Source organism: Martinezella tropici (assembly GCF_003287875.1).
GTDB classification, from domain to species: domain Bacteria; phylum Pseudomonadota; class Alphaproteobacteria; order Rhizobiales; family Rhizobiaceae; genus Rhizobium; species Rhizobium tropici_C.
Genome location: NZ_QMKK01000030.1, coordinates 21,105 through 35,264, shown reverse-complemented (window position 1 = coordinate 35,264; position 14,160 = coordinate 21,105). Strand labels below are relative to the sequence as shown.

Annotated in this window: 14 protein-coding genes; 12 read left to right on the top strand and 2 right to left on the bottom strand. The window is 62.7% G+C overall.

What is annotated here, in order from left to right; genetic code table 11:
• Window positions 1-4 precede the first annotated feature (4 nt).
• From DQ393_RS11685 to DQ393_RS11675, 3 genes are read left to right on the top strand one after another with little or no spacing between them, the layout of a single operon-like run.
• The gene (locus DQ393_RS11685; protein WP_112341941.1) at window positions 5-784 is read left to right on the top strand and encodes an alpha/beta fold hydrolase; all 780 of its coding nucleotides are present in this window, start codon (window positions 5-7) and stop codon (window positions 782-784) included.
• Window positions 785-827: 43 nt separating this feature from the next.
• A complete protein-coding gene (locus DQ393_RS11680) occupies window positions 828-2,054 on the top strand; it encodes an acyl-CoA dehydrogenase family protein (RefSeq protein ID WP_112341938.1) in 1,227 nt (408 codons plus the stop codon).
• On the top strand, window positions 2,051-2,647 hold the full coding sequence (locus DQ393_RS11675) for a flavin reductase family protein (protein WP_245430316.1): 597 nt from the start codon (window positions 2,051-2,053) through the stop codon (window positions 2,645-2,647). The genes DQ393_RS11680 and DQ393_RS11675 overlap by 4 nt, the downstream gene beginning before the upstream one ends.
• A gap of 16 nt (window positions 2,648-2,663) precedes the next feature.
• Here DQ393_RS11675 and DQ393_RS11670 read toward each other — a convergent pair whose 3' ends face one another.
• Window positions 2,664-3,614, bottom strand: a complete 951-nt coding sequence (locus DQ393_RS11670) for a LysR family transcriptional regulator (RefSeq protein ID WP_112341935.1) — start codon at window positions 3,612-3,614, stop codon at window positions 2,664-2,666.
• A gap of 79 nt (window positions 3,615-3,693) precedes the next feature.
• Here DQ393_RS11670 and DQ393_RS11665 point away from each other — a divergent pair, with 79 nt between their 5' ends.
• The 9 genes from DQ393_RS11665 (at window position 3,694) to DQ393_RS11625 (ending at window position 13,086) form a co-directional block, all read left to right on the top strand.
• Window positions 3,694-4,575, top strand: coding sequence for a dioxygenase (locus tag DQ393_RS11665; protein ID WP_112341934.1), 882 nt, complete (start codon window positions 3,694-3,696; stop codon window positions 4,573-4,575).
• Window positions 4,572-5,633 (top strand): maleylacetate reductase, encoded by a 1,062-nt coding sequence (locus DQ393_RS11660; protein WP_112341933.1) that lies wholly within the window; start codon window positions 4,572-4,574, stop codon window positions 5,631-5,633. Before DQ393_RS11665 ends, DQ393_RS11660 begins: the two co-directional genes overlap by 4 nt.
• Before the next feature lie 35 nt (window positions 5,634-5,668).
• Entirely contained in the window at window positions 5,669-6,952 is a 1,284-nt protein-coding gene (locus DQ393_RS11655; RefSeq protein WP_112341932.1) for an ABC transporter substrate-binding protein, read from the top strand.
• A gap of 79 nt (window positions 6,953-7,031) precedes the next feature.
• A complete protein-coding gene (locus DQ393_RS11650; RefSeq protein WP_112341931.1) occupies window positions 7,032-7,751 on the top strand; it encodes an ABC transporter ATP-binding protein in 720 nt (239 codons plus the stop codon).
• Window positions 7,751-8,461, top strand: coding sequence for an ABC transporter ATP-binding protein (locus DQ393_RS11645; RefSeq protein WP_112341930.1), 711 nt, complete (start codon window positions 7,751-7,753; stop codon window positions 8,459-8,461). Before DQ393_RS11650 ends, DQ393_RS11645 begins: the two co-directional genes overlap by 1 nt.
• Window positions 8,458-9,321 (top strand): branched-chain amino acid ABC transporter permease, encoded by an 864-nt coding sequence (locus DQ393_RS11640; RefSeq protein ID WP_112341929.1) that lies wholly within the window; start codon window positions 8,458-8,460, stop codon window positions 9,319-9,321. Before DQ393_RS11645 ends, DQ393_RS11640 begins: the two co-directional genes overlap by 4 nt.
• Window position 9,322: 1 nt before the next feature.
• On the top strand, window positions 9,323-10,441 hold the full coding sequence (locus DQ393_RS11635) for a branched-chain amino acid ABC transporter permease (RefSeq protein WP_112341928.1): 1,119 nt from the start codon (window positions 9,323-9,325) through the stop codon (window positions 10,439-10,441).
• Window positions 10,434-12,188, top strand: a complete 1,755-nt coding sequence (locus DQ393_RS11630) for an FAD-dependent oxidoreductase (RefSeq protein ID WP_112341927.1) — start codon at window positions 10,434-10,436, stop codon at window positions 12,186-12,188. The genes DQ393_RS11635 and DQ393_RS11630 overlap by 8 nt, the downstream gene beginning before the upstream one ends.
• 10 nt (window positions 12,189-12,198) lie before the next feature.
• Entirely contained in the window at window positions 12,199-13,086 is an 888-nt protein-coding gene (locus DQ393_RS11625) for an intradiol ring-cleavage dioxygenase (protein ID WP_112341926.1), read from the top strand.
• Between the two features lie 93 nt (window positions 13,087-13,179).
• Here DQ393_RS11625 and DQ393_RS11620 read toward each other — a convergent pair whose 3' ends face one another.
• Entirely contained in the window at window positions 13,180-14,154 is a 975-nt protein-coding gene (locus DQ393_RS11620; RefSeq protein WP_112341925.1) for a LysR family transcriptional regulator, read from the bottom strand.
• Window positions 14,155-14,160: the final 6 nt, after the last annotated feature.

The following is a 14,160-nucleotide window of genomic DNA, read 5'->3' as shown; positions in this document are numbered from 1 at the left end:
TGGAATGAATTTCGAAACGGTGCATTACGACATCGAAGGTGTTGCGACCGCTGTACGCGTCATCGGCAGGGGCCCCGCCGTGCTCGCGCTGCATGGCGCCGCCACCATCGAAGGCACGGAATGGGCGCGGGGCCTCGCCGATCGCTTCCGCATCTACTTGCCCTATCATCCCGGCTTCGGCGACAGCGGCGAAGCGCCGCATATCACCGGCATGCAGGATATCATTGTCCACAACCTGCATCTGGTCGCCGCCCTTGGCCTCGATCGGCCGCATCTCGTCGGCCACTCCATGGGCGGTTGGATGGCTGCCGAAATGGCCGTCGTCGCAGGCGAGCGTTTCGGCAAGCTGGTGCTGAATGCGCCGGCTGGCCTCAACGATCCAGATCACCCCGGCGCCGACCTGTCGGCCATCGCGCCCGAGGCGCTACCCGGCTATCTCGCGCATAATATCGACATTGCCTTGCGCTATTTTCCAGGCGGAGCCGAATGCCCGCCGCTCGACGCCTTCCTTGCCGCCCGCGAGAAGGAGGCGCAGGCGCTTGGCAATATCGTCAAGGCCTACGGCATGGGCCATCCCAATCTCGGCCGTTGGGTTTCCCGCATCCCGAACGAGACACTGATCGTCTGGGGCGAGAAGGACCGAATGCTGCCCGCGTCGCAGGCGCCGCTCTGGGAAAAACGCATTCCGAACGCCCGCACCTTCATGGTGCCGGATGTCGGTCATTTCGCCATGCAGGAGGACCCGCGCGTGGTGACCGCCATCGGCGATTTCCTCGCCGGCTGAGACAGCTTGCCGCGAGAACACACCAGATTGTCAGGAGGAACAGATGAACGCACCTTTGAAACATAGCGCCGCATATTGGGGCACCAAAACGAACTTCGCCCACCTTCTCGAGCATATCAGCAAGATCGGGCCGGTGCTTGAAGAAAATGCTGTCGCCACCGAAAAGCTCGGCAAGCTGAACGAGCCTACTTTCGAGGCGCTGAAGCCGCTGCGTATGTCGCATATCTTCGCGACCGAAGAACTCGGCGGCGCACAGCTTTCGCCGACGCAGGGCCTGCAGTTGATCGAGGCCATCACCTACCACAGCGGCGCTGCCGGCTGGGTGTCGATGGTACATGCCTGCATCGGGGCGATGTCAGCCGCCTTCCTGCCGGACACCGCGATCTCGCGCCTCTTCGGCGGCGACACCGACAACCGTTTTTCGGGTCAGGGCACGCCGACCGGCATGCTGAAGAAGGTCGATGGCGGCTATCTGTTGAACGGCAAATGGTCCTATGCAAGCGGTATTCACCACGCCACATTCACCCATACCGCCGCCCTGCTCGACGACGGCAACGGTCATCCGGCCAAGGATGAGAATGGTAACGTCGTGGTGCTCTGCGCCCATGCGCCGGTCGGCGAGCATGGACTGCTCGGCAATTGGAACGTGCTCGGCCTGCAGGGAACCGGCAGCATCGACTACGACGCGAAGGATGTCTTCATCGCCGACGACATGGTTTTCCCGATCATGACCGCCGAGCCGCAGCGCCAGAAGGAATTCTTCAGCCTCGGCGTCGTCGGGCTGGCTGCCATCGGCCATTCGGGCTGGGCGATCGGCGCATCCCGCCGCATGCTCGATGAAATGGCCAAGTTCGCCGTGACCAAAACCGGTCGCGCCGGCATGCTCGGCGAGAGCGATAAATTCTGGTTCGATTACGGCCGTGCGGAAGCTCGCGTGCGCGCCGCCCGCGCCTTTTTGTTTGAGGTCTGGCGCGACGTGGAGGCCTCGATCGAGGCGGGGAACCGGGTATCCACGCGGCAGATCACCCTCGTGCATCTCGCCAAGTCGGAAGTGCACGAGGCGGGCGTCGATGCCTGCCACTTCGTCTACCGCGCGGCCGGCGGCGCGTCGCTGCGCGACGGCGTGATGCAGCGCACCTATCGTGAGATGCTGGTGGCGGCCAACCATTTCACGATCAACACCAACATTGTCGGCGCCGCCGGCCGCGAGATCGGCGGGCTGTGGAGCGATCGCGTCTGGCAGTTCTACGATCTGGTGGAGAAGAAATGATGGCGCAGTCCGGAAAGCAGGAGCGTGAAGCGCCGGCGACGGTCGCTGCCGGCGTGACGGAGGCTTTCATGATGGCCTTCCGCCACCATCCGGCGGGCGTTGCCATCATCACCGCCGATCCGGGTGACGGGCCGGTGGCCCTGACGGTAAGCTCGCTGATCTCGATCAGTGCCTCGCCGCCGATGGTGGCTTTCTCCCTGTCGGATAATTCCTCCAGTGCGAACGCTGTGCGTCGGGCGCAGACGGTGGTCGTGCATTTCGTGCGCCGCAGCGATAGGGAGCTTGCCCGGCTCTGCGCCACCAGCGGCAGGGATCGTTTCGGGCCTGACGTGCGCTGGGCGCGGTTCGAAAGCGGCGAACCTTATTATCCGGATGTCGGCCTCTGGTTCCGGGCAGCGGTTCGCGGACTGTTTCCGCTCCCCGGCGCTTGTCTGGTCTCAGCCGAACTCCTTGAGGCCTCTCCCGGGGCGCATGAGGAGCGCCGGGACGACGCCTTGGTCTATGCCAACCGCGCCTGGCACGGACTGCGCCCGATGGCCGATGCCGGCTTGGCGCCGTTGTTCCTATGGCCGGACGATTCTGCAACATTTTAAAGAGCGTCATGAGCCGTCACAGGCTCCAGATCACCGCCTGCTCATGGCGCTTGATCAGGTGCCTGAGGTCTTCGAAGCTCTTGCGAATATGGGCGCAGAAGGCCTCGACTGCCGGGACACGGATTTCCTCGGTGCGCCGCAGGAGACCGAGCGCGCGCTCGGGATGAGGAATATTGACCGGCAGTGCCGTGATCGACTTGTCGTTGCGATAGGCGAAAACGACGCTGTGCGGCAGGATGGTGAGCGCATCGCTCGCCTTCAGATAGTTGATTGCGCTCACCAGCGAGCCGCCGGAATAGCGGATCTTCGCCTCGGTGGCGCCGAGCGAGAGGACGAGGCTGTGCAGATCGGCGAACAGCGGGCTGCCGGTGGGCGGGGCAATCCAGGGATAGTCGAGGAGTTCCGCAGGCGCGAGCTTGCGTCTCAGGAGAAGGGGATGCGTGACACGGCAGGCGACGACGTTGCGGCCAGGAAGCAGTTCCTGGAAGCGCATGCCGGAGCCCTCGTCCAGCACGTCGATCGGGCAAATGGCGAGGTCGATGCGATCGGCGTCGATCGCCGCCCGCAGATCCGGCAGGTAGCCGTAGCTCTGCTCGATGCGCACGTCCGGTGTGGCATTCTGGAACTCGGCGATCATGCCAGAGATCAGCGCATCCATGAAGAAGGGCGTGCCGCCGACGCGCACTACGCCCGTCCGTCCGTGTCGGAAGCCGTCGACAAGCGACGAGGCCTTGCGCGCAGCCACCAGCATGGCTTGGCCGTGGTCGGCAAGCGCCCTGCCCAGCGGGGTCGGCTGCAACGGCCGGCGGCCCTTGACGAACAACGGTTCGCCGAGCCGTTTTTCCAGCATGCCAAGGGTACGCGACACCGCCGGCTGGGTGAGCCCCAGCAGGGCCGCTCCCTCCGTCACGCCACCGGCCTGCACGACGGCGGCAAGCTGGATCAGGTGTCGTTCATCCATCCTCATAGCAATAAGGTATATTAAACTGCAGAAAAATCATCAACTGCTACGTTTGGAGCTGGTAACGTACAGTCGAGGAGGTGCCATGGTGATTATGTCTTTTACAGAAGCGGATTCGGCTGCGCTTGTGGCAGAGCGACTGGCGCAGTGCGCCGGCCCGCTGCCGGCCTTCCTCACCGCGCTGGTCGGACATATCCATCAGGCCATCAAGGAAACGCGGCCGACCCATGCGGATTGGCGACACGCCATCGAATTTCTGACCGAAGTCGGTCACGTAAGTGACCACAAACGGCAGGAATGGGTGCTGCTCTCCGATCTTCTGGGTGTGACGGCGCTGGTGGAGGAGATCAATACCCGCCGCCCGAAGGGCGCTACGCCCAACACAGTGCGCGGCCCGTTCTATCGCGCCGATGCACCCCGGCTTGTCTCGGGGGCGAATATATCGCTCGACGGCATTGGCGAGCCGTTGCAGGTCAATGCCCGCGTGACCGATCTCGATGGAATTCCCGTCGTCGGCGCGAAGGTCGAGACATGGCAGGCCAATGCGGAAGGGTTTTACGAGAACCAGCAGCCGGATCTCCAGCCGGAGTTCAATCTGCGTGGGGTTTTCAGCACTGATATAGATGGCGGCTTTTCCTATAGGACGGTTCGACCGGGCGGTTATGCCGTGCCCTGCGACGGACCGGTCGGACGGACGCTGCATGCGATCGGCTATCCGCTGCGCCGCCCGGCGCACCTCCATTTTACGATCACGGCACCCGGCTTCGAGACGATCAGTACCCACGTCTATGATGGGCACGATCCGCATCTGTCACAGGACGCATTGTTCGGCGTCAAACAGGAACTGGTCGGCACCTTCCTGCCGGTTGGCGGCATTGAAGGCCCGACGCCGATCAAAGGCAATTGCTGGTCGCTCGATTTCACCTTCGTAATGGTGCGGGCGCGAGAGGAGCGCAGGTCAGCATGACACTCGATTTTTCGTATCAACCGCATTCGACACGTGTCGTCTTTGCTTCCGGAGCGAGCGCCGGCGTCGCCCAATGGATCGAGACGCTGGGCTGCCGCCGCGCGCTGGTGCTGACGACGCCGCAGCAGGCAGCCGACGGCGAGGCGCTGGCGGCGCGGATTGGCGCGCTTGCAGTCGGCACGTTTGCAGGCGCCACGATGCACACCCCGGTCGATGTCACCGAGAAGGCCTTGGCGCGCGCGGCCGCACTTCAGGCCGATTGCGTCGTCTCGCTTGGCGGCGGCTCGACCACCGGTCTTGGCAAGGCGATGGCCTACCGTACCGACATTCATCAGATCGTCATCCCGACTACCTATGCCGGTTCGGAAGTAACGCCGATCCTCGGTCAGACGGAAGGCGGCATCAAAACGACGGTTCGCAGCCCGAAGATCGTGCCGGAGGTGGTTATCTATGACCCCGAACTGACGCTTGGCCTGCCTGTTACCATGAGCGTCACCAGCGGCCTCAACGCCATCGCGCATGCCGCCGAAGGTCTTTATGCCGATGATCGCAACCCCATCACTACCATGATGGCGATCGAGGGCATGCGCGCATTTGCCGAGGCATTACCGGTGATCGTCAAGACGCCGCGCGATGCCGAGGCGCGGGAAAAGGCACTCTACGGCGCTTGGCTCTGCGGCACCGTGCTTGGGCAGATTTCCATGTCGCTGCATCACAAGATCTGCCACACGCTGGGCGGCAGTTTCGACACGCCGCATGCGGAGACGCATGCGATCATGCTGCCGCACACGATCGGCTTCAATGCCGCCGCAGTGCCGGAGCTGCTTGCGCCGATCGGGCGCATTTTCGGCGGCACGCCGGGCCAGGGGCTCTACGATTTCGCCAGATCCGTCGGCTCGCCGCTGGCGCTGAAGGATTTCGGCCTCACCGAGAGCGATCTCGACCGCGCCGCCGAAATCGCCACGCGCAACCCTTATGCCAATCCGCGGCCGATCGACCGAGCCTCGATCCGCGCGCTGCTTCAGGACGCCTGGGCGGGAGAACGCCCACCACTCTAAAACGCTTGTGTTTACTTTGGGAGGAGGAAACCAAAATGTTTACGAGACGTGACCTGCTGAAAACCGCGGCGGCGACCGGCGCGCTTGCGGCGACATCCAGCCTTGCCATGCCCGCGATCGCCAAGGGAGCGGCGATCAAGCTCGGTTATGTCAGCCCGCAGACCGGGCCGCTTGCCGCTTTCGCCGAGGCCGACAAGTTCATCCTCGATGGCTTCCTGGCCAAGACGAAGGCCGCCGGGCTCAACTACGAAATTGTAGTCAAGGACAGCCAGTCCAACCCGAACCGCGCCGCCGAAGTCGCCAAGGAGCTGATCGTCAAGGACGAGGTCAATCTCGTGCTCGTCGCATCGACGCCGGAAACCACCAATCCGGTCGCCACTACCTGCGAGGCGGAAGAGATGCCCTGCATCTCGACGGCCGCTCCCTGGCAGCCCTGGTTCATCGGTCAGCAGGCCAATCCAGGCGACCCCTCATCATGGAAGCCCTTCAACAGCACTTTTCATTTCTTCTGGGGCCTGGAGGATGTGATCGCTGTCTACACCAACATGTGGCAGCAGCTGGAAACCAACAAGAAGGTGGGCGGCCTCTTCCCGAACGACGGGGACGGCAATGCCTGGGGCGATAAAGTGGTCGGTTTCCCGCCGGTTCTCGAAAAAGGCGGCTACACCCTTGCCGATCCCGGTCGCTACCAGAACCTGACCGATGATTTTTCCGCGCAGATCAATGCCTTCAAGTCCGGCAACTGCGAGGTCATCACAGGCGTCATGATCCCGCCGGACTTCACCACCTTCTGGAACCAGGCCAAGCAGCAGGGTTTCCATCCAAAGATCGCCTCCATCGGCAAGGCCATCCTGTTCCCGCAAGCTCTTGAGGCTTTGGGCAAGAGTGGTCACAACCTGTCCTGCGAGGTCTGGTGGTCTGCCAGCCACCCGTTCAAATCTTCGCTGACGGGAGAGAGCGCCGCCGAACTCGCAGCAGGCTTCACCAAAGCCACAGGCCGGCCCTGGACGCAGCCGATCGGCTTCGTTCACGCGCTTTTCGAATTGGCGGTCGATGTCATGAAGCGGGCGGACCCGACGGACAGCGCGGCTGTAGTCAAAGCGATCGCAGCGACCAAGCTGGACACGATCGTTGGCCCGGTCGCCTGGGACGGTGCCAATGTCCCGCCTTTTGTCGCGAAGAACGTGGCCAAGACACCGCTCGTTGGCGGCCAGTGGAGATTGAAGGACGGCGGCGGCTACGATCTCGTCATCACCGACAACAGGACTGCTCCCGATATTCCCACAGGCGGCAAGATGGAGCCGATCGCCTCAGCGTGATGCCTTGACCGGGTTCGGCCCGGAGGCGGTCATGCGCCGGATTCGGCGAAGGACGAAACGGACACCAATCAGGAAGACGATGGTCATACTTGCCCTCGAAAACGTTTCGAAGAGCTTCGGCGCCCTGAAGGTCGCGGATGGAGTGTCGTTTGCGCTGGAGAGCGGAGAGGCGCTCGGCATCATCGGGCCGAACGGTGCGGGAAAATCCTCCCTGTTCAATCTCATCAGCGGCAATCTGCGCGTCGATGAGGGGCGGATTATCTACCGCGACGAAGACGTGACGCGCCAGCCGCCGATGGCGCGGTGCCTGGCAGGGATCGGCCGCACATTCCAGATCCCGCAGCCCTTCCAGCAGCTGACCGTTTTCGAAAACCTTCTGGTCTCTGCCGCCTACGGATCGCGAAAGACCGAGCGGGAGGTGTCGGAGCGCTGCGCGGACATTCTGGTGAACACCGGCCTGATTGCGCGCGCCAACCACGCCGCCGGCAGTCTCGGCCTCCTCCAGCGCAAACGCCTCGAACTTGCGCGGGCGCTAGCGACGGAGCCCAAGGTGCTGCTGCTGGACGAGATCGCCGGCGGCCTGACGGAGGGTGAGTGCGGTGAACTGGTGGAGACGATCCGGACGATCCACGGAGCCGGTGTCGCCATCATCTGGGTCGAGCACGTGCTGCATGCCCTCAACTCCGTGGTGAGCCGTCTTCTCGTCCTGAATTTCGGTAAGGTGGTCGGCCTCGGCAGGCCGGCCGAAATCATGGAATCGCAGGCGGTCCGCCAGATCTATCTCGGGATTGACGTCTGATGGCTCTTCTTGAAACACGGGGCCTCACGGCTTTCTACGGCGACTTCCAGGCGCTCTTCGGGGTCGACGTCACGCTTGATGCCGGTGAGACTTTGGCGATCATCGGCGCAAACGGCGCCGGCAAATCCACGCTGATGCGCTCGATTTCGGGCATGCTCGCCAACGAGCCCGACCAGATCAGCTTCGATGGCAGGCCGATCGGCGCACTGCCGGCCCCCGAGGTCATGGCGCTCGGTGTCGCCATGGTGCCGGAAGGTCGCAGGCTCTTCCCGTCGCTGACGGTGGAGGAAAATCTGCTGATCGGCAAATATGGGCGCAGCGTCAAAGGGGCGTGGACGCTTGAGACAATATACGAGCTCTTTCCGGTCTTGAAGGAGAGGCGCAGCAATTCCGGCACCGCGCTATCGGGCGGCCAGCAGCAGATGGTCGCGATCGGCCGGGCGCTGATGTCCAATCCGAGGGTGTTGCTCTGCGACGAAATCAGCCTGGGCCTGGCACCGGTGGTGATCCGCGATATCTACGCAGCCTTTCCCAAAATCCGCGCCGAGGGCGCAGCCATCGTGATCGTCGAGCAGGATATCGGCCAGGCACTCAAGGTGGCAGACCGTCTCTATTGCATGATGGAGGGACGCGTGACGCTGACCGGAACACCGGACGCAATTAGCCGCGCCGACATCCATTCTGCCTATTTCGGAGTGCATACGGGATGAACTGGCTCGACACGATCATACAAGGCATTCTGCTTGGCGGTCTGTACGCGCTGTTCGCGGCCGGCCTGAGCCTCGTTTTCGGCATCATGCGGCTGGTCAATCTCGCGCATGGCGATCTTATCGTCCTGGCCGCCTTCCTGCTTCTGGTGCTGGTCAGCGCGCTCGGGCTCAATCCCTTCGTTGCGGCGCTCGTCGCCGTTCCGGTGATGTATGCGGTCGGCTGGGCCCTGCAGTTCCTCGTGCTCAATCGCACCATCGGAGACGACATACTGCCGCCGCTGCTTGTCACCTTCGGCCTTTCGGTCGTTATCCAGAACGCGCTGTTGGAAGGCTTTTCCGCCGATAGCCGCCGCGTTTCGGTGGGCGCGCTGGAAACGGCGTCTCTCAAATTCGGGCCGGTCAGTGTCGGCACTATGCCGCTCCTGACTTTCCTGGCTTCGGTTGTCGTCATCGTTGGGCTCAACCTCGTCTTCTACAAGACGAGCCTCGGTCGCGCCTTCCGCGCCACCTCCGACGATCGCGCCACGGCGGGCCTGATGGGCATCCGCTCCGACCGCATCTTCGCGACCGCGACGGGCCTTGCGATGGTTGTTGTGACGATTGCGGCCCTCTTTCTCGGTACGCGCGCCAATTTCGACCCAACCATGGGCCCGGCGCGGCTGATCTACGCCTTCGAGGCGGTCATCATCGGCGGGCTCGGCTCCTTCTGGGGTACGCTCGCCGGCGGCGTGATCATCGGCGTCGCGCAAACGATGGGCGCAGCCGTCAATCCCGAGTGGCAGATCCTCGCGGGCCATGTGGCATTTCTTCTCGTGCTGTTGGTCCGCCCGCGCGGGCTTTTTCCAAGGGCGGTGGACTGACATGGTGCATGAGAGGCTTTCCTCCGATTCCGCTTCGCCCGCGCCGCTGCCCGGCTGGACCGTATCGACGCGCAACCGCGCCTCGTCGTTTGCGGTGATTCTCGTCGTTGCAATGGTCGCAGCAGGCGTTGCCGCTCCCTTTTTCGTGCCACGCGCCGCACTTCAGGACCTGTTCTTTATCCTGACGATGCTGACGCTCGCGCAATGCTGGAACCTGCTTGCCGGCTATGCCGGGCTCGTTTCGGTCGGCCAGCAGGCCTTCGTCGGCTTCGGGGCCTACGTCATGTCCGCTGCCGTCATCCTCAGCGGGCTCAATCCTGTTGTCGCGATCGTGCTCGGCGGGCTTGCCGCCATGATGCTTTCCGTGCCGACGGCCTTTTTCGTCTTCCGGTTACACGGTGCCTATTTCGCGATCGGTACCTGGGTGATCGCCGAGGTAACGCGGCTGTCCCTGGCGCAATGGAAAGCGCTCGGCGGCGGCACGGGAACATCGCTGCCTTCCGGTATCACGCGCGATCTGCCGGGTACCCGCCTTGCTGCCGAATGGTTCGGTGTGCGGCCTGCCCAGGCCGCGGATATGGTGTGCTATTGGCTGGCGCTTTTGCTGGCGTTTGCCGCCATCGGCTTTGCCTATCGGCTATTGCGTTCCAAGCAGGGATTGGGGCTTGCCGCCGTGCGTGACAACCGCGAGGCGGCAAGATCGGTCGGTATCGATCCAAACCGCATTAAATTTGCCATCTACCTCGCCGCCGCCTTCGTCACGGGCATGACCGGCGCGCTCATCTACCTGCAAAAGGCGCGCATCTCGCCGGACGCCGCCTTCTCGGTCACCGACTGGACCGCCTATGTGATCTTCATCGTCGTCATCGGCGGCATCGGCACGATCGAGGGACCGATTGTCGGCGTCATCGTCTTCTTCATTCTGCAGAAGCTCTTTGCCGATTACGGCTCTTGGTATCTGCTCGTTCTCGGCCTTCTCGGCATTGCCGTCATGCTGTTTGCCCCGCGGGGACTGTGGGGCCTATTTGCCGAGCGCACCGGACTTCAACTTTTTCCCGTTCGCCGCATCCTTGCCGGTGGACCATTGACCAGGACTATCAAGGGAGGGCCGCATGGCTGACATCAATACCGACGTTTTGATCATAGGGACGGGCCCTGCCGGCTCGGCCTCAGCGGCACTGCTTGCCAGCTACGGCGTCGAGACCATGGTCATCAACCGCTACCGCTGGCTGGCCAACACGCCGCGCGCGCATATCACCAACCAGCGCACGATGGAGGTTTTGCGCGATCTTGGAAGGGATGTCGAGGACGAGGCCTATCTCTTTGCCACCGGGCAGGATTTGATGGGTCAGAACGTCTTTTGCACCTCGCTTGTTGGCGAAGAGATCGGGCGTATGCGCAGTTGGGGCACGCATCCGGTGAGCCGGGCCGAGCATCAGCTGTCGTCCCCCTCGCACATGAACGATCTGCCCCAGACCTTCATGGAGCCGTTGCTCTTCAAGACGGCATGTTCGCGCGGCGCGCAGGCGCGGATGTCGACCGAATATATTCGCTACGAGCAGGACGCCGACGGCGTAACGACGACCTGCCGCGACAGGCTCACAGGCGCGGAGCTCACGGTTCGGTCCAAATACCTGATCGGCGCCGATGGCGGCAACTCCAAGGTGGCGGAAGATGCAGGGCTCAGCTTCGAGGGCCGTATGGGCGTCGGCGGATCGATGAACATTCTCTTTAAAGCCGATCTTTCGAAATACGTCGCCCATCGTCCCTCGGTGCTCTACTGGGTCGTCCAGCCGGGCGCCGACGTCGGCGGCATCGGCATGGGCCTAGTGCGCATGGTTCGGCCATGGAATGAATGGCTGATCGTCTGGGGATACGACATCAACCAGCCGGCGCCGGATGTAGACACGGCCTTCGCCACCAAGGTGGTGCGTGACCTCGTCGGGGACCACGAGCTGGCGGTGGAAATCCAATCGGTTTCGACCTGGACCGTCAATAATCTCTATGCAACGACGATGCAGAACGGCCGGGTCTTCTGCATGGGTGATGCCACCCATCGGCATCCGCCATCGAACGGACTGGGCTCCAATACGTCGATCCAGGATGCTTTCAATCTCGCGTGGAAACTCAGTTATGTGTTGAAAGGCAAGGCTGGTCCCGCTTTGCTCGACAGCTACCAGCGTGAGCGCGCGCCGATCGCCAAGCAGATCGTGACCAGAGCCAACAAGTCGATCGAGGAGTTCGGGCCGATCTTCAAGGCGCTTGGCCTGCTCGATTCCATCGACCCCGTGAAAATGCAGCAGAACATGGATGCGCGCTGCGACGATACGCCGGCAGCCGAAACGCAGCGTGCTGCCATCCGTCAGGCGATCGCAGCCAAGGTCTATGAATTCGATGCCCACGGCGTCGAAATGAACCAGCGCTATCGCTCGGATGCCGTTCTCGCCGACGGTGAGCCCGAGCCGGCCTTCGAGAAAGATGCGGAGCTGCACTACCAGCCGACCACCTGGCCGGGTGCGCGGCTGCCGCATGCCTGGATCTTTGCCGATGACGGCGCCAAGGCCTCGACGCTCGATCTTTGCGGCAAGGGCCGCTTTACGGTGCTTACCGGCATTGGCGGTCGCGGTTGGGTCGAGGCAGCGAAGCTGCTCGGCCGTGAGCTTGGCCTCGACATCGAGGCTCATATCATCGGGCCGCGCCAGCATTGGCAGGATCTGACCGGCGACTGGGCCAATCTGCGCGAGGTCCGCGACAGCGGCATCGTTCTGGTGCGACCCGACCAACATGTCTGCTGGCGTCGCGAAACGATTGCGCAGGATCCCGTGGCGGAGCTTCGTCGCGCGCTGTCCTTTGTTCTAGCTTTGTGAGATTTTCGCTATGGAAACGCATGAAAAGGGATTTTTCACGGAGGAGAACTCCGTCGAGGTCGTCACCGGGCGCAATGCCAATGCGCGTGATCCGCGGCTGAAGCAGGTGATCGAGGTCATCACGCGCAAGCTGCACGAGGCGGTCAAGGAAATCGAGCCGACGCAGGATGAATGGTTCAAGGCGATCATGTACCTGACCCAGACCGGTCATCTCTGCAACGAGTGGCGGCAGGAATTCATCCTGCTTTCAGACGTGCTCGGCGTGTCGATGCTTGTCGATGCGATCAACAACCGCAAACCGTCGGGTGCGTCGGAATCGACCGTGCTTGGACCGTTCCATGTCGCAGACGCGCCCGAATTGCCGATGGGGGCCAATATCTGCCTCGATGAGAAAGGCGAGGATATGGTCATTCATGGCCGCATTCTCGATATCGACGGCCGACCCGTTGCCAATGCCGTGCTCGACGTCTGGCAGGCCAACGACGAAGGTTTCTACGACGTGCAGCAGAAGGGCATTCAGCCCGACTTCAATCTGCGCGGCGTGTTCCGCACCGGCGAGGACGGCCGCTACTGGTTCCGGGCGGTCAAGCCGAAGTTCTATCCGATCCCCGATGACGGTACGGTCGGCAAGCTCCTGGCGGGACTCGGCCGCCATCCCTATCGCCCGGCCCACCTGCATTTCATCCTCAAGGCCGACGGGTTCGAGACGCTGACGACACATATATTCGACCCCCACGATCCCTATATCAACTCCGACGCCGTCTTCGGCGTCAAGGAAAGCCTGCTGGCCGAATTCAAGCGGGTCGACGATGCGGCGCGGGCACAAGAGCTGGAGTTTCCGGGCTGGTTCTGGGAGGTTGAATACGATTTCGTGCTGGCACCCTCGAAACCGGGCTAGGCTTTGCCGGCGACGCGAAAAGGCCGGAGCGCGACAACCTGTGCTTCGCCTCACGCAGCCGATTGCGGCGACGGCCGCTCGGGCCGGACCCTTTCATTCACGCTCGGCCATGAAAGGGCCGTGGGCCCAGCGGATTTCCTGCTCGTGCTTTTCGACCGACCGGCGCAGCTCGGAGAATTCGCGCCGCAAATGTCCAATAAGCTTGCGGCCGGCCGGATTTGAATAGGGCTTCGTTCTCGTCATGATCCCGAGCGCGCGCTGTGGCTGCGGGATGTCAAGCGGAATGACGCTAATCCTGTTTTCACGCCGGAACGAGTGAGCGACGGAAAGCGGCAGGATTGCCAGGGCGTCCGTTCCGACCAGATAGTTCAAGACGCTCATCAGGGAGCCTCCGGCATAACGGATCGAAACTTCCTCAATTCCCAGCGTGAGCAGAATATTGTGCAGGTCCAGTACCAGCGGCGAGCCGGGCAGAGGAGCGACCCATGGATAATTGAGTATGTCCTCCGTTGCCAGGTTGCGTTTGCGCATCAGCGGATGGCCCGCACCGCAGGCCAGCACGTTTCGCGCAGGCAGCAGTGGTTCGAACTGCTGGTCAGCGCGAAGGTCGGTGGAGCCCGTTGGCGTGACCGCGACATCGATCTGGCCGGATTCGAGCTCGCTTACAAGGTCGGAATAGTTGCCGTAGGACTGGTGCACCATGATCCCCGGCTCATCGTGCTGGAACGAGGCGATCATGGGCGAGACAACCGCATCCATGAAGAAAGGAACGCCGCCGATCCGCACGCGGCCGAACGAACCCGACTTGAAGCTGCGGATGATTTCCATCGCCTTGCGCGAGGACGCGAGAATCGCCTTGCCTTGCAGGCCAAGCTGTTCGCCAAGGGGCGTCGGCTGCATTGGCCGGCGCCCGGAAACGAACAGCGGCTCACCTACACGCTTTTCGAGGATGGAGATGGTCCGCGACACGGCCGACTGTGTCATGCCAAGCATGGCGGCGGCTTCCGTCACGCCTCCGGTTTCGATGACGGCGGCAAGCTGAACAAGGTGATGTTCCACAATCTTCATAGCAAA